Raw genomic sequence first — 19,877 nt, 5'->3', positions numbered from 1 at the left:
CGTGACGGACGCATCGTGATGGCTTCCTGGCTCGACTACACGCTCAACGGCCTCATCGTCGGCAACATCTACGCGCTGCTCGCGGTCGGGCTCGCGCTGATCTTCGGCGTGTCGCACCTGATCAACTTCGCGCACGGCTCGGTCTACATGGTCGGCGCATTCATCGGCTGGCTGTGCCTGACGCGCTTCGGGCTGCCGCTGCCGGTCGCGCTGGCGGCGGTCGTCGTCGGCTGCGGCGCGCTCGGCGTCGCGATCGAGCGGATCGGGCTGCGGCCGCTGCGCCATGCCGCGCGCATCGCGCCGCTGCTCGCGACGATCGGCATCAGCTTTATCCTCGACCAGCTCGCGCAGCTCGCATTCGGCGCGGACCCGCGCGCGGTGCCGACGCCGCTGCCCGACTGGCACGTGCGGATCGCCGGTGCGACGCTCGGCTCGCTCGACCTGCTGATCGCGGGCATCGGCATCGCGGCGGCCGCGCTGCTGTACGGCTTCCTGCGCTTCACGCGGCTCGGCTGGGCCGTGCGCGCGACCGCGCAGGACCGTGACGCGGCGCTGCAGATGGGCGTCGACGTCGATCGCGTGAACCAGACCGTGTTCGCGATCGCGTGCGCGCTCGGCGGCGTGAGCGGGCTGCTGGTCGGCATGTACTACAACAGCATCGATCCGGCAATGGGCTTCCAGGCGACGCTGAAGGGCGTCGTCGCGCTGCTGATCGGCGGGCTCGGCAACGTGCCGGGCGCGATCGCCGGCAGCCTGCTGCTCGGCCTCGTCGAAAGCTACGGCGTCGCGCTGTTCGGCACGAGCTATCGCGACCTGTTCGCGTTCGGACTGCTGATCGTGTTCCTCGTATGGCGGCCGAACGGTTTGTTCAGCGCGAACCGCGCGCTGCCGCCCGAGCCGATGACGGGCACCTTCCTCGCGGCCGCGAAAGCCGTGCGCGTGCCGCGCCCGGTGCTCGTCGTGCTGATCGCGCTGGCGGCCGTACTGCCGTGGCTCGGCGCGTCGCCGTACGTGCTGCAGACGCTGACCAACGCGTGGCTGTACGGATTGCTCGCGCTGAGCCTCACGCTCGTCGCGGGCACGGTCGGGCAGATATCGCTCGGCCACGCGGCATTGCTCGTGATCGGCGCGTATGCGTCGGCGCTGCTGTCGTCGGATCTCGGCTGGTCGCCGGCCGTGACGATTCCGTGCGCGGGCGTCATCACCGCGGTGCTCGGCACGCTGCTCGTCTATCCGGCATTCCGGCTGCGCGGGCACTATGTGTCGATCGCGACGCTCGGTATCGGCGAAGTGGTGAGCCTCGTGATCCTGAACTGGGACGGCTTGACGCGCGGCCCGCTCGGCGTCACCGGCATCGCGCCGCTGCCGTGGGCGACGACCGCGCGCGCCGCGTACTGGTTCACGTTCGCGGTGCTCGTCGGGTTCGCGCTCGTACAGGTGAGGCTGCTGCGCTCGCACCTGGGCCGCACGCTGCGCGCGGTGCGCGAGGACGACGTCGCCGCGCGTGCGCACGGCATCGCGCCGAACCGCTACAAGGCGATCGCGTTCGCGGTCGGCGGCGTCGCGGCCGGTGTGAGCGGCGGCATTGCCGCGCACCTGTACAGCTACATCAATCACCAGACCTTCGATTCGCAGGTGTCGATCCTCGCGCTGACGATGGTGATCCTCGGCGGGCTCGGCAACGTGCTCGGCGGCATCGCGGGCGCGATCGCGCTGATCGGGCTGCCCGAGCTGTTCCGCTGGGCAGCCGACTACCGGATGCTGATCTACGGCGTCGTGCTGCTGCTGCTCGTGCGGTTCCGGCCGCAGGGCCTGCTCGGCACGGTGTGAGGAGGAATGCGATGACGACTCACCGACCCTTGCTCGACGTGCAGGGCCTGACGCGCCGCTTCGACGGCGTGACCGCGCTCGATGGCGCGAGCCTGACGCTCGCCGACGGCGAGCTGCTGAGCGTGATCGGGCCGAACGGCGCCGGCAAGTCGACGCTGTTCAACCTGATCGCGGGCGCGGACCGGCCCGATGCCGGCCGCGTGACGTTCGACGGCCGCGACATCACGGGCACGGCGCCCGAGCGCCTCGCGGCGCTCGGCATCGCGCGCACGTTCCAGCATGGCCGCGTGTTCGGCAACCTGAGCGTGCTCGACAACGTGCTGATCGGCGCGCATGCCAGGCTGCGCGCGGCGCGGCCGGGCTGGCCCGCGCTCGGCGCGGCGGCCGAGGTGCTGCGCGCGCTCGTGCGACCCGCGTCGGTGCGCCGCGAGGAAGCCGCGTTGCGCGAGGAAGCGCGCGCGATCGTCGCCGGGTTCGGCGAGCGGCTCACGCCGCGCATCGATCATCCGGCGCACAGCCTGTCGTATGCGAACCGGCGGCGCGTGGAGATCGGCCGCGCACTCGCGCTGCATCCGCGCCTGCTGCTGCTCGACGAACCGACGGCCGGGATGAACGAGACGGAGACGGCCGAGATGCTGCAACTGATCCAGTCGCTGAAGGCGCGCGGCCTGACGATCCTGCTGATCGAGCACAAACTCGAACTCGTGATGCGCGTGTCCGACCGCGTGATGGTGCTCGACAACGGCGTGAAGATCGCCGAAGGCGCGCCGCGCGACGTGCGGCACGATCCGCGCGTGATCGAAGCCTATCTCGGCCGCCGCCATGCGGGCGGCGCGCCGGCCGACCGCACCGCGCAGGCGGCCGCATGACCGCGCTTTCCACCGGACCCGATACGACGATGACAGACGCGCTGCTGAAACTCGAACACCTCGACACGTTCTACGGGCCCGTGCAGGTGCATTTCGACGTGAACTTCGAAGTGGGCCGCGGGCAGATCGTCAGCCTGCTCGGCGGCAACGCGAGCGGCAAGTCGACGACGATGAAGCTGATCCTCGGGCTGATGCGGCCGAAACGCGGCGTCGTGCGTTTCGACGGTGCCGACGTGACGGCGCTCGCGACGCCGCAGCGCGTGCGGCGCGGGATCGCGGCCGTGCCCGAGGCGCGGCGGCTGTTCGGCGACATGAGCGTGCGCGAGAACCTGCTGATGGGCGCGTACACGCGCGCCGACCGCACGGCCGTGGCCGACGACTACGAGCGCGTGCTCGACCTGTTTCCGCGGGTACGCGAACGATTGACGCAGCGCGCGGGCACGCTGTCGGGCGGCGAGCAGCAGATGCTCGCGATGGCGCGTGCATTGATGGCGCGGCCGAAGCTGAACTGCATGGACGAGCCGACGATGGGGCTGTCGCCGCTCTACGTCGACAAGGTGCTCGAACTGATCGACGCGATCAACCAGCAGGGCGTGACGGTGTTCATGGTCGAGCAGAACGCGAGCCTTGCGCTCGAGATCGCGCACTACGGGTACGTGCTGCAGACGGGCCGCGTCGTGCTCGAAGGGCCCGCGAAGACACTGCTCGACGACGAGCGCGTGCGCGATGCGTATCTGGACGGGGAGGCCGTCGCGGCGTAGATGGCGAGGCCGTCCATCGGCGAAAAACCGACGGATACCGAATTGTCAGGTAGATTGGCGCTCAGTCATCGCTACCGGGAGCGCTACGCCATGTTGACCTACGCCATTCAGAAGACCGGCTACGATTTCAATCAGCTCGATCCGCAGGGCGCGACGGACTACGCGTCGTTCACGCAGGCGTTCGACGCGTTCCCATGGGCGGCGCAGCACGCCGAATGGAACGACACGCAGGACGGCCCGTTGCCCGCGCTCGTGCTGCAGCAGGCCGACGATCAGCGCGAGCTGTGGGTGACCGCGCTGACGGATGCGCATTCGGACGGTTTTCAGCTGAACGTCGTTTCGATGCGGATGAAGAAGGGGCTCTTCGGTATCGGGAAGGGCAAGCTGGAGCAGCACATCGACACGATCGACGTCGATACACGTGTCGATGTGGATACGTTGTGCAGGCTGTTCTGCGATCGCCAGTACGACGAACTAGACCGGCTGGTGGCGCAGCATGCGGAACGCAACCGGTTCAACGACGACAACGACAACGAAGATTGAGCGTCTGCCGCGCATGGCACGGCACGGATTCGACGGTTTATGCCTTTTCCGCGCCGGCCCCCGGTGCCCGTGGAAACGTCAATATCACCGCGAACCCGCCGGCATCGGGAAACGCAAACCCGACGCGCCCGCCGTGCGCTTTCATCACTTCCTGCACGATCGCGAGCCCGAGGCCCGACCCCGTGCGCCGCTCGCTGCCGTCCGGCGCGATCCGCACGAACGGTTGCAGTGCCGCGTCCCAATGCTCGCGCGGTATCCCGCGGCCGTTGTCGGTCACGGTCAGCGTGACCGCGCCGTCGACGTTGCCCGTGGTCGCGGCCGACACGACGATGTCGTCCGCGTGACCGTGCAGCAGCGCGTTGTGCAGCACGTTCGACAGCGCTTCCTGCAGGCTGATCGCGTCGCCGTCGATCCACGCCAGCGGCGCATCGCTCGCGAACGCAACGGCGACATCGCGCTCGCCCGCCAGCGGAATCGTGCGGCCGAGCACCTCTTTCGCGAGCGCGACCAGTTCGACGGGTTGCAGCGGCACGGCCTCGGTACGATGGATCACCATCGCGTGATTGAGCAGCTGGCCGGTGAGCCGCCCGACGTCCGAGGACGTCGCGCGCAGCGCGTCGAGCCGCGCCGCGTGACGCGCGGGATCGGATTCGCCGTCGAGCAGCTCGATCTGCGCGTCGAGCCGCGCGAGCGGCGTGCGCATCTGATGCGCGGCGTCGGCGATGAAGCGCTGCATCGCGTTGATGCGTTCGGCGAGACGGTGCATCAACCCGTTGATCGAGCCGATGATCGCGTCGATCTCGCTCGGCGTGTCGACGGCCACCGGCCGCAGGTCGGCCGGGTCGCGCGCGGCGATGATCGTGCCGATCTGCGCGAGCGGGCGCAGGCCGCGCCGGATCGCGAGGCCGCTTGCGCCGATCGCGAGCACGCTCATCAGCAGGATCAGCGTCCACACCTTGAGGCTCATGTCGTTCGTGAGCTGCTGGCGCGCGTTGGTGGTTTGCGCGACCGTCACGAGCGCCCAGCCCGGCGTGCTTTCCTCGGGCATGTAGCGGGCGATGGTCGCGGTGCGGATCCGGTGCCCCTGGTAGACGCCATTCGCGAACGCCGGGCCCTGTTTCGCGGCGGCGAGCGTCGCGGGGCTCGCGAGATCGTTGTAGCCGGCCACGACGATGCCGCGCGAATCGACGACCTTGTAGTAGACGAGGTCGTAGCGCGACAGCGTCGACAGTGCGGCCACCGGCGGATTCAGCGCAAGCACGCCGCCCTGCACGTAGAGGTTTTCCGCGACCTGGATCGATGCGCCTGCAAGCAACTGGTCGTATGCGCGTTCGGCGGCGACACCCGCGTAGTAGCGCGCGATCACCGCGAGTGCGAGCGCGCCGGTTGCGACGACGAGCGCGACCAGGAGCAGCGTGCGCCCGAACAGCGTCTTCGGGAACCAGTCAGTGCGCGGCAATCTGATACCCCATCCCGCGTGCGGTGCGGATCTCGACCGAGCTGCCCTGCAGCTTCCTGCGCACGCGCGTCACGTACTGTTCGACCGCGTTCGTGGTCGGCTCGTTGCCGAAGCTGAACAGCTGGTTCAGCAGTTCGTCCTTCGAGAAGATCCGCTGCGGCCGGCTCGCGAGGATTTCGAGCAGCGCGAACTCCTGGCGCGACAGCGACAGCGGCTGCCCGTCGAGTTCCGCGAGGCGGCTGCTGCGGTCGATCACGAGGCCGCCGAGCGTCAGCACGTCGTTCGCATGGCCGCTGTTGCGGCGCAGGAGCGCCTGCACACGGGCGTCGAGCTCGCGATAGTCGAACGGCTTCACGAGATAGTCGTCGGCGCCGAGGCCGAGGCCGCTCACGCGGTCGTCGATCGCCGAGCGCGCGGTGACGAGCAGCACGGGTGTCGTGCTGCCTGACGCGCGCAGGTGGCGCAACACCGTGAAGCCGTCCATGCCGGGCAGGTTCGCGTCGAGCACGACGAGGTCGAAGCGCTCGACGCGCAGCAGCCCGTGTGCGGTCGCGCCGTCGGCTTCGAGGTCGACCGCGTGGCCGAGCCGCGCCAGGCGGCTGCGGATCGCCGCGCCGATTTCGGCATCGTCCTCCACGACGAGAATGCGCATGGTGCCGTTTTGCAGGTAGGTGGGTTAGGGGTTTTCCCGAGGGCGGGATGTCAGCATTTTCTCAGACTCGGTCGATAACCTGTGTCGAGCCGGAAGCAGCAGACAAGGACGGCATTAATACCAGAATTATTCAAGGAGACGGCAACATGCAGCATGTCACGGGCGCGACGAACGCGCGACGCGGCGCGACGGCAGCCTTCGCGGGGCCGTTTGCCGTCCGTCGCATGGCGGCACGCGCATGACGACGCTGCCGCGCCGCCGCGCACTGATCGCCGCCGGGCTCGGCGCGCTCGCCGTGCCATCGCTCGTGCGGGCGAAGCCGCGCACGGTCCGGATTTCCAAAGGCTATGGCGTGCTGTACCTGCCGCTGCTCGTGATGGAGAAGCAGCGGCTGTTCGAACGGCACGCGGCGCGTCATGGCGTGCGCGACGTCGCGGTCGACTGGGTGCTGCTCGACGGCGGCAACTCCGTCAACGACGCGATGATGGCCGGCACGCTCGATTTCGCGGGCGCCGGCGCACCGGGTTTCATCGAGCTGTGGGCGCGGGCGCGCGGCATTCCGAATGTCGAGGTGATCGGCATCAGCGGACTGTCGACCACGTCGCTGTCGCTGAACGCGAACCGTCCGGGCCTCGTGTCGCTGCGCGACTTCACGCCGTCCGACCGCGTCGCGGTGCCGGGTATCCGCACATCGCTGTCGGCCGTCGTGCTGCAGATGGTCGCGAGCCGGCAGCTCGGCCCGACGCATTTCGCGCAGCTCGATTCGATCACCGTGAACCTGCCGCATCCGCAGGCGATGCAGGCGCTGATCCGTCGCGAGAACGGCGTCACCGCGCACTTCACGTCGCCGCCGTTCTCGACGCTCGAGTTGCGGCAGCCGGGCATTCACCGCGTGGTGAGTTCGGTCGACGTGCTCGGCCCGCTGACGCTCGACGTCGTGTTCGCGCCGAAGCGGCTCGTCGATACGGAGCCCGCGCTCGCCGTCGCGTTTCTCGGCGCGCTCGACGAAGCGAACCGCCTGATCGCGCAGGACCCGCGTGCGGCGGCCGCGCTGTATGCGGCGTCGTCGGGCGTCGGCGTGTCGCACGACGACGTGATGCGGATGCTCGCCGCACCCGACACGCGCTTCTCGGTGCTGCCGAACCAGCTGATGGACTACGTCGAATTCCTGTACCTCGCCGGCACGATCAAGGCGAAACCGCGCGCGTGGCACGAGATGTTCGCGCCGATGCTCGACGACTACCGGTCGGGCTGAACGCCGCCGCCTCCATTCATCGAGACGCCCCGCGCCCGCGTGTGTGCTGCGCGCGGCGCCGATTCAACCGATATGCAACCGATACGCAACCGATTCACGCAAGGAGCCTGAAGTGAACGCTACCGACACCCTGGACCCCGCGTCCGCCGAAGAACAGCGCATCATGTCGACGATGGCGCGGCGCCTGCTGCCCATCCTCGTCGTGATGTTCCTGATCGCGTTCATCGACCGGCAGAACGTCGGTTTCGCGAAACTGCAGATGGTGCACAGCCTCGGGATGACGGAGGCCGCGTTCGGGCTCGCGTCGTCGCTGTTCTTCATCGGCTACCTGCTGTTCGAGGTGCCGAGCACGCTCGCGCTGCATCGCTACGGCGCACGCGTGTGGCTCGCGCGGATCATGCTGACGTGGGGCCTCATCACGGTGCTGATGGGCTTCACGACGTCGATGCCCGCGTTCTGCTCGCTGCGTTTCCTGCTCGGCATCGCCGAGGCCGGCTTCTATCCGGGCGTGATCTACTACCTGACGCTGTGGTTTCCGCAGAGCTACCGCGCGAAGGTGCTCGGCATCTTCACGCTCGGCAGCGCGCTCGCGAACATGCTCGGCTCGCTGGTCGGCGGCGTGCTGCTGAGCCTGAACGGCGTGTGGGGGCTCGCGGGCTGGCAGTGGGTGTTCGTGGCGACGGGCATTCCGGCCGTGATCGTCGCCATCGTCGTGTTCCGCGTGCTGCCGGCGTCGTTCCGCGAAGCGCCGTTCCTCGACGAACGCGAGAAGGAGATCGTCGCGGCGGCGCTGGAGCGCGAGAAGCCGGCGCAGGCCGAGCACGGCCAGCCGTGGAAGGCGCTGCTCGATCCGCGCGTGATGCTGTTCGCGGCGACCTACATGCTGATGTCGACGTCGCTGTACGGCGTCACGTACTGGCTGCCGACGCTCGTCAAGTCGTTCGGCGTGTCGAGCAGCACGAACGGTTTCCTGAGCATGCTGCCGTGGGCGCTCGCGGTGGTGCTGCTGGTGTGGCTGCCGGCGAAGCTGCGCCGTGCGAAGAGCATCCTGCGCACGATCGCGATCGTCGCGGCGCTCGGCGCGCTCGGCTTCCTGCTGAGTCTCGTGCTGCCGTCGACGCCGCTGCGCTTCGTCGCGCTCGTGCTCGGCGGCGCATGCATCCCGCTGCTGTATCCGTGCTTCTGGTCGATGCCGCCGCGTTATTTCACCGGCGCACGGGCGGCGGCGAGCGTCGCGGCGATCAACTCGATCGGCAACCTGGGCGGTTTCTTCAGCCAGAACCTGATGCCGTTCGCGGGCAAGGTGACGGGCACCGCGTTCGGGCCGATGATCGTGCCGATCGTGTGCCTCGCGCTGCTCGGCGTCGGCGCGCTGGTTGCGTGGACGCGGTCGGAGCGGGCGATGGTGGCGGCTCGGGTGTGATGGGGTGCGCCGCTATCGCATCATCAACTGGTCCCCGACGAACTTGAAGTTGGCCGACGCGTTCGTGTTCGACAGCAGGTACTTGAGCGCGTGGATGTCCGGCGCGGTCGTCGTGAAGCGGTTGTCGCCGTCGAAGATGAAATCCCACGTGATGATGCTGCGGCTGCCGCCGGGATTGTCCACGTGGATTTCCTTCAGCGACGCAAGCGGATACGCGCGTTCGTGCCAGTCGAACAGGTGCCGCACGTAGAGGTGATCCGGCGTGACGATCTCGTAGCGACGCAGGAAGGGCGTCGCGATGACGAGCACCACGGTGGTCAGGATCAGCAGCGAGCGGGCCGCACGCCACACGACGGCCCGCGACGCGCGGCCGCGTGGCTTGGTACGGTAGCGCCGGTATGCGGACGGTACGATCAGGCCGACGCCGAACCACCAGGCGATCGCAATGAATCCGATCGGCACGTTCAGGAACGGCACTGAAAAGGCGCCGACGAAGTTGGTCGGAAAATCCGTGAGCCGCGCGGTCGACACGAACCCGAGCGCGATGTAGCTGCCGGCCGGATGCGGAATGAACACGGCTGTCGTCAGCGCCTGCAGCGCGAGCAGGACGGGCCAGCACAGCAGCGATACGGCCAGCCAGCCGACTGCGGCGATGAAGAAGGAGAGGATGTAGCTGCGGAGGGTTTTCATCGGGGCGAAGGGGTGAAGTCCGGTCGGCCGGTGCAATAGAACGGCTGATGTAGCGACCCGCGACGAATTGTAGCGTCGTGCGAAGGCCGGTACGGACAATGTCGCGATGGGGTGATGACACGCTCGAAGTGCCGGGCAGCACATGAATCGCAGTCTGTGAACCGTTGCGTATCATGCGCGATGCGCTACCACGCGTCGCAAATGCGACGTATGGAGCGAGCAATGAAATTGACGATGGCGAATATGTCTCGAGATGGCGTTGAGCGTCGACGCGTGCAGCGCGAGTTCGTGGCGCGCGGCTTGGCATCGCGCCACGAGGCGCGGCGGACCGGTGAATATATCGAAGCGGCAGACGTTCAGGCGGAACTCGAGCGCATGTTGAAAGTGGCACGTGCGACAAAGGCCGCCGGCTAGGCCATCGCGGTTCAGCGCTTTCCATTGCCGCCGGGGTTCCCCCGCTCTATCTCGGCGAACCCCCATCCGCCCCATGCGCGACCGCCACCGGCGCATGCGTCAGCGGAATCTCGACCTCGACCGTCGTGCCTTCGCCGAGCGTCGTCGCGATCCGCAGCGTGCCGCCGACCAGATACGCGCGTTCACGCAATCCCACCAGCCCGAACGACCCCGACTTGCGCGGTACGCCGGGATCGAATCCCGCGCCGTCGTCTCGGATCGTCAGCTCGATCACATCGCCGCCGTGCACGAGTTCGACGTCCGCGTGCGACGCGGCCGCATGCCGCGCGACGTTCGCGAGCGCTTCCTGCGCGATGCGGAACACGGCCGTTGCATACGGCTCGTCGAGCTGCAGCTCGGGCGGCTCGACGTGCAGCGCGCACGCAATCCCGTGACGGTGCCGGAAATCCTCCACGAGCCATTGCATCGCCGCGGCGAAACCGAGGTCGTCCAGCATCAGCGGGCGCAGGTCGGACGCGATGCGCCGTGTCGCGGCCACCGCGCCGCGCGCGAGCATATGCATCGCCGCGATCTTGCGCGCGAGTTGCGCGTCGTTCTGCGGCACGCGGTCGATCAGCCATTCGAGATCGTTCTTCAGCGTCGCGAGCGTCTGTGCGAGTTCGTCGTGCAGTTCGCGCGCGATGCGGCGCTGCTCGGCTTCGCGCGCGCTGGCACTGATCGCGGCAATCTCGCGCAATTCCTCGCGGGACGCCTGCAGCGCCCGCTCGGCGCGCACGCGCTCCTCGACTTCGCGCCGCAGGTCGCGGTTCGACGCGCTCAGTTGCGCCGTGCGCGCGGCGACGCGCTGTTCGAGCCGTTCGTTCGCGTCGTTCAGCTGCGCGCTCTTCTGCACGACGAGCAGATGCTGGTAGCGCGCGCCGGCCAGTGCGCGCACGGTCTGCGCATGCAGCCGGCCGTTCTCGAACAGCATCGCGAACAGCACGACGCCGGACGCGACGAGGCCGTACGCGCGCCCCGCGTAGAAACCGAGATCGTAGCGCCCGTGGTTCAGCATCGACGACAGCGCGATGTCGAACAGCCACGCGACGAGCACCGTCATCACCCACAGGTCGAGTACGGAATGGCGGCGCCGCTGCCACCACATCAACATCAGCGCGACCAGGTTCAGCCCCCAGACGACCGTGATCGCGTTCGTCATCGTCGCGGTCATCCGGTTGCCGTTCATGATGCGCGGCAGCTGGTCGTGGCCGGCCGTCGAGAGCAGCGTGAGCGCGACCGTCGCGGCGACTGCCGACGCGATGCAGAACACCACCGGAATCGCCGCACGGCGCTGCGGGGCCGGGATCGGGCGGGCGCGCGACTCCGCGCGCAGCAGCGCGTAGGCGGACACCGCCAGCGGAAAGCCGCCGTGCCAGAACAGGTACAGCCACGCGGTGGTCTGGTCGCCGCCACCGAGCAGGCCGTGCGGCGCAAACAGCCCGGGGAACGTCAGCATGTGCGTGCCGGCCATGAAGCCCGTGAACAGGTAGCCGCCCGCCAGCACGAGCAGCGGCTTCTGGCGCAGGATCGCGTACTGGCCGAGCAATAGGCCTGCCGTCACCATGTCGTTGACGACGATCGCCGACTGGTACACGGGAATGAACGCCCAGCCCGGCGCGAGCGGCATGCCCGCGAACGGCGCGAGCGCGGCGAAGATCACGGCAGATACGAGCACGGTCGCGAGCGCGAAGCGCCGTTCGCGCCGGTCGGGCGGCAGCGACGACATGAACAGGTGCGATGCGTCCGGATCGTCGTCGGGCGGCGCGGGCGGGAAGCGGGGGGCGGCTGTCATGCGTCGTCGGCATCGGGATAGAGATCGTGGCGCACCGCGTAGCGGACCAGTGCGGCTTCGTGCGGCAATTCCATCTTCTCGAGGATCCGCGTCTTGTACGTGCTGACCGTCTTTGCGCTCAGCGCGAGTTCGGACGCGATCTGCGTGACGGTCTGGCCGGCGACGATGCGGCCCATCACGTCGAACTCGCGCGCGGACAGTCGCTCGTGCGGCAATGTCCGATCCGGCGCGCGCAGCGTGCGCGCGAGGCTTTCGGCTGCCGACGGGCTCACGTAGACGCCACCCGCCGCGACCTTGCCGACCGCTTCGACGAGCTCGGCGGTCGCGCTGTCCTTCGTCAGGTAGCCGGTGGCGCCGGCCTTGAACGCGCGCGCGGCGTACTGCGCCTCGGCGTGCATCGTCAGCACGAGCGTGCGCAGCGACGGCGCATGACGCTTGACCATCCGGATCAGCTCGATGCCGGTCGGCGCGGGCATCGACAGGTCGAGCAGCAGCACGTCGGCGACCGCGCGCTCGGCGAGCGCGAGCGTGGCCGAGCCGTCGCTCGCCTCGCCGACGATCTCGAAGCCGCCGGCCATCTCCAGGATGTGTCGCAGTCCGTCCCGCATGACTGCATGATCGTCAGCCAGAATTACCCTGATCATCTAGCGGCCCTCTTCGGGATGACGCCGCGAACGGCTTGTCCGGTTATCGTCGCGGCGTTCTTCTGACCAATATATTCCGCCGAATCCGAAAACGGTACTCATTCGGGAAATTTTCGGGATGGCTGGTCGCGGAATGTGTACTGAAACGAAATAATCGACGGGAAAGGGCGCGGCGGGTAGTGCCTGACGATTAGGGTATTCCCTGGTCGTCGCCGTGCTCGGCATGGACCGGCAACGCGCGACGCGAACCGCTACGAATCGGGACTAAACTGGTGCCCGATACCACGCCACCCGCCGGGGAGCCTCGCGATGATCGACCTTGCCGAAATCCTGTCGTCTGCCTTGCCCGCCGCCGTCGCGTGGGCCGAAGCGGAGGCGGCGCGCGGGATCGCGCAGGGCGCGCCGCTGACGCCGGCGCAGGCCGACGACGCGCGCACGGTGGGCGTTGTGCGGCCGGAGCAGATCCGCGTGGTGATCGTCGAGCGCATGCCGTTTCCCGATACGCCGTCGCTGGCCGCGATCGCGCGCGACACGGGGCTGCTGTCGCCGGGGACGATCGGCCTGACGCTCGGTCATGCGGTGTACGTGCTGCGCGGGCAGGGCACGCGCCGCCTGCTGACCCACGAGTTCCGTCACGTGCATCAGTTCGAGGCCGCCGGTTCGATCGGCGCATTTCTTGCGCGCTACCTGCAGGAGATCGCGACGGTCGGCTACCACGATGCGCCGCTCGAGGCCGACGCGCGGCAGCACGAGTTCGATTGACCGTTCACGCCGGCGCGACCGCGCGCACTTCGCCATGACCGTTCCCCCTGCCATCGCCGATCCGGTGTTCGTCCGCCGGGTCGTTTCGCTGCGGGGCATGCGATGAGCGACACGATTCACGCGTGGATCGGCGCGATCGGCGCGCATCCGCTGCTCGTGCTGGCGATCGTGTTCGTGACGGCGTGCGCCGAGGCGATCGCGCTGATCGGCACGGTCGTGCCGGCCGGCGCCGTGATGTTCGCGGCCGGTGCGCTGATCGGCGCGGGCGCGCTCGACGGGTGGACGACGATCGGCGTCGCGGCCGTCGGCGCGGTGCTCGGCGACGGGATCAGCTACGAGCTCGGGCGGCACTATCGCGGGATGATCCGCAACGCGTGGACGCGCTTCGGCCATGCGAACGCCTATGCGCGCGGCGAGGAGTTCGTGCTGCGTCACGGGATGAAGAGCATCGTGCTCGCGCGCTTCCTTGCGCCGGTGCGTGCGGTCGTGCCGGTCGTCGTCGGCTGCGCGACGCTGCCGCGCCGGTCGTTCTATCCGGTCAACGTCGTGTCGGCCCTCGTATGGGCGCCCGTGCACGTCGCGCCGGGCATCCTGTTCGGCGCGTCGGCCGCGCTGGCCGCGGCGATCAGCGTACGGGTCGCCGCGATCCTGCTGGTCGTTGCCGCGCTGGTCGTGCTCGTGTGGATCGGCGTACGGGTCGCGCTGCGGCGCGGTTGGCCGCTGCTGCGCCGCACGCTCGCCGAAGCCGTGCACGCGTGCACGCATCGCTGGCCGCGGTTCGGCGCGCGGCTGCACGGCGCGATCGCATACGTGCGCGGCCTGCCGGGTGCGGTGCCCGTGCTCGCGCTGCTGTTCGTCGGCTGCGTGTGGCTGTTCGCGGGGATCGTGCAGGATGTCGTCGCGAACGATCCGCTGATGCACGCGGATATCGCGCTGTATGCGTTCCTGCAGAACCTGCGCACGCCGCCCGTCGATGCCGTGATGAGTGCGCTTGCCGTGCTGCACGGGCACGATACGGGGCTGATCGTCGCGGCTGCGTTTCTGGTCTGGCTGATGATCCATCGCTGCTGGTTGACGTCCGCATGGTGGCTCGCGACGGTCGGCGTCGCCGTCGTGCTCGTGCCGGCGTTCGCCTCGGGCATACCGGGCGCGACGCCTGCGAGCCTGCCGCCCGGCGCGCTGCACGTGCCGCTGCCCGATGCGGACGCCGCGTTCGCGATCCTCGCGAGCAGCGGCATCGGCTGGGTGCTCACGCGCGACCGGCCCGCGCTGTGGCGCATTCCGGTCGTGACGGCGGTCGTATTGTGGATCGTGCTCGGCGGTTTCGCACGGCTGTACGTCGGCGGCACCTGGCTGTCGGGCCTGCTCGGCGGCTGGAGCCTCGGGCTGGCCTGGTTCGCGCTGCTCGCCGGCGCTTATGCGTACTGGCGCGTGCGCGAGCACGTGCAGCCGCGCGGCGCGCTCGTCGCGGTGCTCGTGGTGCTCGCGACGGCCGGCGTATGGACGGTCCCTGCGCAATGGCAGCTCGATCGCGCGGCGCGCCCGCATGTCGGCGACGTGGTCGCGATGACGGTCGATCAGTGGCTGCGCGGCGGATGGCAGCGCGTGCCGACGCGGCGCACCGAGATCGGCGGCGACCGCGAGGAGTACCTGCCGCTGCAATGGAGTGCGACATCGGACACGCTCGACCGGCATCTCGCGCAGGCCGGCTGGCAGCGCGCGACACCGTGGTCGCCGGCCACCGCGCTGCGCTGGCTGTTGCCGCAGGCGCCGGCCGACGCGCTGCCCGTGCTGCCGCGCTACACGCACGGCGAAAGCACGCGCCGCGTGTTCGTGCGCATCGATCCGACCCACCCGGACAGCCGCCTTGTGCTGCGGCTGTGGCGTTATCCGTACGTGCTGCAGGACGCGCTCGGCACGCGGCCGCTGTGGTACGGCGCGCTGTATCGCGAGGCGCTGCACCGGCCGGCGCGGCTGATGACGGTCGTGCGCACGACGACGATCGACGATGCGGCGGCGCTCGCGCAGGCGCTGGCGGTCGAGCCGACGATCGAGCGTCCGCCGGCGGGGATGACGGCCGCGCCGGCCGCGATGCTGCTCGTGTGGATGGTCAGGCCGTGAGCGGGAGTTCAGGTTTGTGGACGAGCAGGGCGGCGACGGGAAAGCTTGTCCGCTTCGGTGACCGCTCCCAAGGCAAGGAGAGCCGCGGCGCGATTATCGGGATCGCCGAACGATTCTGTCGCGACTTTCAGATAGGCTGCCAAAAGTTCGGGGTGGGTGCTAAGTTCGACGACTTCCGCGTCGTGATGTGATACGGCGCCTTTGAATGGGTTCATGGTCGCTTCGTTGATGGTATCGGTTGGGATAGGGCTCGCGAATGGCCCTGGATGTCGGCGTCACGCGCGGATCGCTGCACAAGCGCTCGCACCCTCCGTCGCATATCGGGACCAGCGTCACGGCAATCTGATTGAGCGAACGGTGTCCGTCATTGTCGACGTCCGGGTGCTTGATGGTCCTTGTATCTACCCAGATGTTTTGTTCATCGATGCCCAACTGGACCAGGTAGGTTTTCAGTGCAACGGCGCGTCGCTGAGCGAGGGCGGCCGGATCTCGTTCCCCGACGTAACCCCCTGCGTAGACGATTCCACGAATGCCGGAGTCCGGCCAGTTGCGGGCCTCCAGAACCATTTCAGCGATCCGTATCCGTGCCTTGTTGGGGATGTCGATGGAGTTCAGCGGCAACGTATCCTCCATGTCCGTCGAAATCGTGCAGGCGTATGCGAGCGGTGTTGCGACGAGTATCAAAAGCCCGAACAGGTGCGCAAAGAGAATGGGGCGCATCACGCGAGTTCCTTATTCGTCGAAGCCGACGTAGCACGCAAGGCTGTCTGCGTTGCGAATGGCTTTGTCAGGACTGGATTGTGCCCAAAAGGTTAAACCGATTGAAACGCCATACATTTCGTCGGTGGAGTCGAACACATCCGCGAAATGCGTGCATTCGTGAATGAGTGTGAGTAGTTGGCATCCGCGCCAGCGTTGCGCCGGCGGCGACGTGCAAAAATGCGAATAGATCGCGATGATACGCTTTTCGGAATCGGGCTTGCATACCGCAGCATCCGTGTGGCCGTTGTCCGGGAAAACGGTGCACGTGATGTTTCGTTGTTTCTGCTGATCCCACCTGATGACGTTCTCCGGTTTGAGCGATTGCATGACGTCCAACAGCTTTGACATTCCGGGTTGCAGGGTATCGCGTACGATGTCGTCGCTTCGGCCGAACCACTTCCGCGCGCGCAACTGTTCGGCATCGTCCCATCGCGCCAGTCCGGCAACTCGATCCTGAATCAAAGGAATTGCCATGTCGCGAAGTCGGACGATAGATGCCCGGAATGTTTTGTTCGACATGTTGTGGCATATCGGTGTCAGGTCCAGTTTGATATCCCGGATCGAGTTCGCTGTCGTATTTGTGGAAACGGTGCCGACTGATTCCCATCCGTCGTCGTGCAGCGGATCCGCGTTTCTATTGCACATTGGTTACGTCCCCCGATATATCTCGATGTCGATTACGTCGTGAACGGATGTCTGGACCCGGCATGTCAGACCTTTTTCATCGGTCCGTCCCTCGACAAGCTGGCCTGAAGAATCCGTGATTCGATAACGGATGTTGGCGAGCGGCCATCCGGAAATTTGATCGATCAACCGGATTTGTTCGTCGTGAACTGCCGGTGCGGGCATTGCGGCGCAGTGGTGGAAGGGGCTCGATTCCGCGAGCGGTGCGTTTCCCGACGACTGTAGAAATATCCCGGGGTTGCTGCCTACGATGACGCGATTTTTCATGCATGGGCACGCTACCCGGTCACCGTCGACCACTACGTTTCGGCCGATTTCCGATATGCCCTTTCCGGACCCGATAATTTCGAAGGCGCCCTCGCAATTTCCGCATGTCGCTTTATCGCCGCTCAATGCGACACGTTTTCCACGGTCGTAAATCGTCGAAGAGATTGCGATGACGAAGCCGCGCGTTGTTGTCGGATCGTTATCCCGGACAGCCGCTTTTCTCATTGGAGTTGCTCACTTTTCTGGTGTTTGTTGTCGCATGTTCGACGCTGCCCCACGGTTTTCGAGGATCGACGGCAGCGAGCGCTGACCGACGCCGAGCCAGGCAGATGGGGAGAGCCACTGCTATTTGGCCGTTCCGCAGTTTTCTCCATCAATTTGGGATGCTGATGATAAGGCAGGGCGGTCGAGAAAAGTCGTGTTATTGAGATGGGGGAAGGTCGATTGTTGCAGATTGTCAGAGTGATCGGAGAAGCATAAATGGCGTGTGATGGCGTAGATTCACTTGGTTCAGACTGAGACGAAACAGAGTTCACGAATCGGCCAAGCAGACGTGTCCACGTTGCCCGACCTGTCCCGACGCAGACCTTGCGAGCATGCGCAACGCATCCCGCGCCGAGCGCAGATAAAACGCCTACACGTGAAACACACGGAAGCGCACCGTGCATCAGAAAGCAGCACTCTCTGGCCGCCGGCGTGGACCAGAATCGGCGGCAGGCCGCGAGGCCCGGCTTCAGCAACCCGTCGAGTTTCCGCCAGGCGCCCAATCGCTGATACGGAACGCCGCCGGTTGCGTATCGCAGCGCGGCGAGGCGACGCGAGAAGGCGACCCGCGATGAATCGCGGTACGATCGCTCGTTTGCCTGTCTTGCCTGTCGACATCACCATCACGAGAGAACCCGCATGATCACGATTCGCCCGATGACCGAGGACGATTTCCCGCGCTTCTGGCCGACCTATCGCGCCATCGTCGCTGCTCAGGAAACCTACGCTTTCGATCCGGCGCCGACACAGGAAGCGGCGTGCGCATTGTGGCTCGCGGCGCCGCTCTGCACGTGGATCGCCGAAGAAGACGGCGTCGTGCTCGGTTCGTACTACCTGAAGGCGAACGCGGCGGGGCCCGGCAAGCACGTGAGCAATTGCGGCTATATGGTGAGCGAGGCCGCGCGCGGCCGCGGCGTCGCGCGCCTGATGTGCGAGCACTCGCAGCAGGTTGCGCGCGAGCGCGGTTTCCTCGCGATGCAGTTCAACTCGGTGGTGGCGACGAACGAAGTCGCGGTCGCGCTGTGGCAGAAGCTCGGATTCGAGATCGTCGGCCGGTTGCCGCGCGCATACCGTCACGCGCGGCTCGGCTTCGTCGACTGCCTCGTGATGTTCAAGTGGCTCGGCGACACGCCTGCCGCCGAAGCCTGAGCACGCGACCCGCCGCGTCGTCAGACGGCGAACGCGCCGTCGAACACGACCCGCTCGTCGAGTGCGAGCGTGCCGCGCGCGAAGATGAGGTCGAGGTGGTGGCTGCCGTTTTCGCCACCGCCGAGCCCGAGATGCAGGCCCGGATGGCGTTCCTCGAACCCTGCGTTGCGGCCATAAAGCCCGCGGATCCCGAGGTTCGTGCCGATGCCGAATTCCTCGATGCGCCGGTGATTCGCGTGCCGGTCGAGATAGGTCGAGAAATCGCGTCGAAAGCCTGCGTCGTCGGTGTCGAAATCGACGATCGTGCTGTTCTCGACCTGCAGCGTCGCGAGTTGCTCGGCCACCTTGTACTTGATCGCGAACGGCACGGTGCCGAGAAACGTGCCGCTGAACACGACCGAGCCGCTCAGGTCGGTCACGTGCGTCGCGATCTCGCCGGGCACGACGTCGAGATTGCCCATGCCGTCCACGCTCGTCCATTTCTGATCCGGTGCGAGCGAGCCCGTCAGCGTATTGCCGGCTTCGTCGATGAAGCGGATCTGCGATGCGTGCGTGGCCGCGTCGATCAGCCGGCCGTTGCGTGCGGCGATGTCGTCGAGCGATTCGGCGAATGCCTCGTCGAGGTGCGGGCCGTAATCCTTGAATAAAACCGACTTGCTCCAGTGCTCGACGATCGCCGGGCGAATCGCGGCGAGGAACGGCGGACCGCTCGGCGACGGTGTCGGCAGGCACGACGAGTCGTATAGCAGTACGAAAAGGTCGGCGTCGTTGAGCGCGGCGGCGATGTCGGCGGGTGCGGTGCTTTCGAGGCAGAGGGTCGTGGCGTCGAGCGATTCGGGCAGGGCGGAAAACGCGCGCAACGCGATGTCGCGGTTGCGGGTGTCGTAGCCGACCAGCAGTTTTCCCGATTCGCCGCGGGCCAGCTTGTCGCGCAACGCGGGGTGAAACCCGAGCGCGCGGTGCAGGTTCAGCATGCGTATCTCCGGAAGCGGCGGAAGGGCCGCGGCCCTTCCGCGAGAACGGGTGGCCCGCTCAGACCGGCCAGAGCGCGGTGCCGAACGGCACCACGGCGTCCTCGACCATCATGTCGACGGCCTCGGGGTGCGTGTCTTCCTGCATCCAATCAAGCAATTCGATCTGCTGGGTGTCCTGCATGTCAATTCTCCTGTGGTAAACATGAGTGATTCAACATGAAAGCGCGGTAAAAAATATTCCCGCTCCTCGTTCAGCATTTTGTGAATGCCGGACAAGTGGCGTCGATATTAGTCTGACGAATTTGCGAATGCAATGCGTTGCAAGGATTTTAGCCAGAGCGTGCTAAACACGCGGAATTTCCCGTCCGTCGCGTTTTCGACGCGAACAAGCCGAATCACGAGCGGCGTCGATTTTTTATCGAATATTGGGGCCGTGATCGATTGCTCGATTAACGCGATTTTTCAAATCGAGCATCCAATTGCATCGATCGTTTCTTTTTCCGTCATTCACGAACGATGCATG

At 66.9% G+C, this 19,877-nt stretch carries 21 protein-coding genes; 11 read left to right on the top strand and 10 right to left on the bottom strand.

Going from position 1 to position 19,877, the window contains the following annotated elements; all coding sequences use genetic code 11:
• Positions 1-18: 18 nt before the first annotated feature.
• The 4 genes from AC5LXX_RS27895 to AC5LXX_RS27880 all read left to right on the top strand — a co-directional run bounded on the left by AC5LXX_RS27895 (position 19) and on the right by AC5LXX_RS27880 (position 4,003).
• Positions 19-1,830 carry an ABC transporter permease gene (locus AC5LXX_RS27895; protein WP_322082367.1) on the top strand — a complete coding sequence of 604 codons (1,812 nt, stop codon included), beginning with the start codon at positions 19-21 and terminating at the stop codon, positions 1,828-1,830.
• An 11-nt stretch (positions 1,831-1,841) separates the two neighbouring features.
• A complete protein-coding gene (locus AC5LXX_RS27890) occupies positions 1,842-2,699 on the top strand; it encodes an ABC transporter ATP-binding protein (protein ID WP_493411835.1) in 858 nt (285 codons plus the stop codon).
• Entirely contained in the window at positions 2,696-3,460 is a 765-nt protein-coding gene (locus AC5LXX_RS27885) for an ABC transporter ATP-binding protein (protein WP_493411834.1), read from the top strand. The genes AC5LXX_RS27890 and AC5LXX_RS27885 overlap by 4 nt, the downstream gene beginning before the upstream one ends.
• A gap of 90 nt (positions 3,461-3,550) precedes the next feature.
• Positions 3,551-4,003, top strand: coding sequence for a hypothetical protein (locus AC5LXX_RS27880; RefSeq protein ID WP_493413431.1), 453 nt, complete (start codon positions 3,551-3,553; stop codon positions 4,001-4,003).
• 37 nt (positions 4,004-4,040) lie between these two features.
• On the opposite strand, the gene AC5LXX_RS27875 is transcribed toward AC5LXX_RS27880, so the two are convergent.
• Positions 4,041-5,462, bottom strand: coding sequence for a sensor histidine kinase (locus AC5LXX_RS27875; protein ID WP_493411833.1), 1,422 nt, complete (start codon positions 5,460-5,462; stop codon positions 4,041-4,043).
• On the bottom strand, positions 5,449-6,114 hold the full coding sequence (locus AC5LXX_RS27870) for a response regulator transcription factor (RefSeq protein WP_124451285.1): 666 nt from the start codon (positions 6,112-6,114) through the stop codon (positions 5,449-5,451). Before AC5LXX_RS27870 ends, AC5LXX_RS27875 begins: the two co-directional genes overlap by 14 nt.
• A 47-nt stretch (positions 6,115-6,161) precedes the next feature.
• Here AC5LXX_RS27870 and AC5LXX_RS27865 point away from each other — a divergent pair, with 47 nt between their 5' ends.
• The 3 genes from AC5LXX_RS27865 (at position 6,162) to AC5LXX_RS27855 (ending at position 8,792) form a co-directional block, all read left to right on the top strand.
• Positions 6,162-6,356, top strand: coding sequence for a hypothetical protein (locus tag AC5LXX_RS27865; protein ID WP_493411832.1), 195 nt, complete (start codon positions 6,162-6,164; stop codon positions 6,354-6,356).
• On the top strand, positions 6,353-7,369 hold the full coding sequence (locus tag AC5LXX_RS27860) for an ABC transporter substrate-binding protein (RefSeq protein WP_493411831.1): 1,017 nt from the start codon (positions 6,353-6,355) through the stop codon (positions 7,367-7,369). Before AC5LXX_RS27865 ends, AC5LXX_RS27860 begins: the two co-directional genes overlap by 4 nt.
• A gap of 112 nt (positions 7,370-7,481) precedes the next feature.
• Positions 7,482-8,792 carry an MFS transporter gene (locus tag AC5LXX_RS27855; protein ID WP_493411830.1) on the top strand — a complete coding sequence of 437 codons (1,311 nt, stop codon included), beginning with the start codon at positions 7,482-7,484 and terminating at the stop codon, positions 8,790-8,792.
• A 12-nt stretch (positions 8,793-8,804) separates the two neighbouring features.
• On the opposite strand, the gene AC5LXX_RS27850 is transcribed toward AC5LXX_RS27855, so the two are convergent.
• Positions 8,805-9,482 (bottom strand): hypothetical protein, encoded by a 678-nt coding sequence (locus AC5LXX_RS27850; protein WP_493411829.1) that lies wholly within the window; start codon positions 9,480-9,482, stop codon positions 8,805-8,807.
• 222 nt (positions 9,483-9,704) lie between these two features.
• Here AC5LXX_RS27850 and AC5LXX_RS27845 point away from each other — a divergent pair, with 222 nt between their 5' ends.
• A complete protein-coding gene (locus AC5LXX_RS27845; protein WP_493411828.1) occupies positions 9,705-9,896 on the top strand; it encodes a hypothetical protein in 192 nt (63 codons plus the stop codon).
• Between the two features lie 46 nt (positions 9,897-9,942).
• On the opposite strand, the gene AC5LXX_RS27840 is transcribed toward AC5LXX_RS27845, so the two are convergent.
• Positions 9,943-11,727, bottom strand: a complete 1,785-nt coding sequence (locus AC5LXX_RS27840) for an MASE4 domain-containing protein (RefSeq protein ID WP_493411827.1) — start codon at positions 11,725-11,727, stop codon at positions 9,943-9,945.
• Positions 11,724-12,371, bottom strand: coding sequence for a response regulator (locus AC5LXX_RS27835; RefSeq protein WP_493411826.1), 648 nt, complete (start codon positions 12,369-12,371; stop codon positions 11,724-11,726). The genes AC5LXX_RS27840 and AC5LXX_RS27835 overlap by 4 nt, the downstream gene beginning before the upstream one ends.
• A gap of 309 nt (positions 12,372-12,680) precedes the next feature.
• On the opposite strand from AC5LXX_RS27835, the gene AC5LXX_RS27830 reads away from it, so the two are divergent.
• Entirely contained in the window at positions 12,681-13,133 is a 453-nt protein-coding gene (locus AC5LXX_RS27830) for a hypothetical protein (RefSeq protein WP_493411825.1), read from the top strand.
• A gap of 102 nt (positions 13,134-13,235) precedes the next feature.
• Entirely contained in the window at positions 13,236-15,254 is a 2,019-nt protein-coding gene (locus AC5LXX_RS27825; RefSeq protein ID WP_493411824.1) for a VTT domain-containing protein, read from the top strand.
• A gap of 159 nt (positions 15,255-15,413) precedes the next feature.
• Here the strand turns inward: AC5LXX_RS27825 and AC5LXX_RS27820 are convergent, their stop codons facing one another.
• From AC5LXX_RS27820 to AC5LXX_RS27810, 3 genes are all read right to left on the bottom strand, one after another.
• Positions 15,414-15,974 (bottom strand): OmpA family protein, encoded by a 561-nt coding sequence (locus AC5LXX_RS27820; protein WP_493411823.1) that lies wholly within the window; start codon positions 15,972-15,974, stop codon positions 15,414-15,416.
• 12 nt (positions 15,975-15,986) lie between these two features.
• Positions 15,987-16,535 carry a M35 family metalloendopeptidase gene (locus AC5LXX_RS27815; RefSeq protein WP_493411822.1) on the bottom strand — a complete coding sequence of 183 codons (549 nt, stop codon included), beginning with the start codon at positions 16,533-16,535 and terminating at the stop codon, positions 15,987-15,989.
• A 129-nt stretch (positions 16,536-16,664) separates the two neighbouring features.
• Positions 16,665-17,192 carry a PAAR domain-containing protein gene (locus AC5LXX_RS27810; RefSeq protein ID WP_493411821.1) on the bottom strand — a complete coding sequence of 176 codons (528 nt, stop codon included), beginning with the start codon at positions 17,190-17,192 and terminating at the stop codon, positions 16,665-16,667.
• A gap of 678 nt (positions 17,193-17,870) precedes the next feature.
• Between AC5LXX_RS27810 and AC5LXX_RS27805 the strand changes: the two genes are divergently transcribed.
• Positions 17,871-18,380, top strand: coding sequence for a GNAT family N-acetyltransferase (locus tag AC5LXX_RS27805; protein WP_493411820.1), 510 nt, complete (start codon positions 17,871-17,873; stop codon positions 18,378-18,380).
• 20 nt (positions 18,381-18,400) lie between these two features.
• On the opposite strand, the gene AC5LXX_RS27800 is transcribed toward AC5LXX_RS27805, so the two are convergent.
• The gene (locus AC5LXX_RS27800; protein ID WP_493411819.1) at positions 18,401-19,354 is read right to left on the bottom strand and encodes a CgnE/CgnB domain-containing protein; all 954 of its coding nucleotides are present in this window, start codon (positions 19,352-19,354) and stop codon (positions 18,401-18,403) included.
• Between the two features lie 58 nt (positions 19,355-19,412).
• On the bottom strand, positions 19,413-19,535 hold the full coding sequence (locus AC5LXX_RS27795; protein ID WP_006766865.1) for a hypothetical protein: 123 nt from the start codon (positions 19,533-19,535) through the stop codon (positions 19,413-19,415).
• Positions 19,536-19,877 lie beyond the last annotated feature (342 nt).

The organism is Burkholderia torrens (assembly GCF_984668525.1).
Note: the sequence above shows the minus strand (reverse complement) of the source record. Positions and strands in the feature narration are given on the sequence as shown.

Excerpts from the sequence above, each read along its gene's own strand:
- AC5LXX_RS27810 (WP_493411821.1), bottom strand. The coding sequence starts at position 17,192 with ATGAGAAAAGCGGCTGTCCGGGATAACGATCCGACAACAACGCGCGGC.
- AC5LXX_RS27860 (WP_493411831.1), top strand. The coding sequence starts at position 6,353 with ATGACGACGCTGCCGCGCCGCCGCGCACTGATCGCCGCCGGGCTCGGC.
- AC5LXX_RS27845 (WP_493411828.1), top strand. The coding sequence starts at position 9,705 with ATGAAATTGACGATGGCGAATATGTCTCGAGATGGCGTTGAGCGTCGA.
- AC5LXX_RS27805 (WP_493411820.1), top strand. The coding sequence starts at position 17,871 with ATGATCACGATTCGCCCGATGACCGAGGACGATTTCCCGCGCTTCTGG.
- AC5LXX_RS27865 (WP_493411832.1), top strand. The coding sequence starts at position 6,162 with ATGTCAGCATTTTCTCAGACTCGGTCGATAACCTGTGTCGAGCCGGAA.
- AC5LXX_RS27820 (WP_493411823.1), bottom strand. The coding sequence starts at position 15,974 with ATGCGCCCCATTCTCTTTGCGCACCTGTTCGGGCTTTTGATACTCGTC.
- AC5LXX_RS27825 (WP_493411824.1), top strand. The coding sequence starts at position 13,236 with ATGAGCGACACGATTCACGCGTGGATCGGCGCGATCGGCGCGCATCCG.
- AC5LXX_RS27870 (WP_124451285.1), bottom strand. The coding sequence starts at position 6,114 with ATGCGCATTCTCGTCGTGGAGGACGATGCCGAAATCGGCGCGGCGATC.
- AC5LXX_RS27795 (WP_006766865.1), bottom strand. The coding sequence starts at position 19,535 with ATGCAGGACACCCAGCAGATCGAATTGCTTGATTGGATGCAGGAAGAC.
- AC5LXX_RS27830 (WP_493411825.1), top strand. The coding sequence starts at position 12,681 with ATGATCGACCTTGCCGAAATCCTGTCGTCTGCCTTGCCCGCCGCCGTC.
- AC5LXX_RS27835 (WP_493411826.1), bottom strand. The coding sequence starts at position 12,371 with ATGATCAGGGTAATTCTGGCTGACGATCATGCAGTCATGCGGGACGGA.
- AC5LXX_RS27840 (WP_493411827.1), bottom strand. The coding sequence starts at position 11,727 with ATGACAGCCGCCCCCCGCTTCCCGCCCGCGCCGCCCGACGACGATCCG.
- AC5LXX_RS27885 (WP_493411834.1), top strand. The coding sequence starts at position 2,696 with ATGACCGCGCTTTCCACCGGACCCGATACGACGATGACAGACGCGCTG.
- AC5LXX_RS27815 (WP_493411822.1), bottom strand. The coding sequence starts at position 16,535 with ATGTCGAACAAAACATTCCGGGCATCTATCGTCCGACTTCGCGACATG.
- AC5LXX_RS27850 (WP_493411829.1), bottom strand. The coding sequence starts at position 9,482 with ATGAAAACCCTCCGCAGCTACATCCTCTCCTTCTTCATCGCCGCAGTC.
- AC5LXX_RS27800 (WP_493411819.1), bottom strand. The coding sequence starts at position 19,354 with ATGCTGAACCTGCACCGCGCGCTCGGGTTTCACCCCGCGTTGCGCGAC.
- AC5LXX_RS27890 (WP_493411835.1), top strand. The coding sequence starts at position 1,842 with ATGACGACTCACCGACCCTTGCTCGACGTGCAGGGCCTGACGCGCCGC.
- AC5LXX_RS27895 (WP_322082367.1), top strand. The coding sequence starts at position 19 with ATGGCTTCCTGGCTCGACTACACGCTCAACGGCCTCATCGTCGGCAAC.
- AC5LXX_RS27880 (WP_493413431.1), top strand. The coding sequence starts at position 3,551 with ATGTTGACCTACGCCATTCAGAAGACCGGCTACGATTTCAATCAGCTC.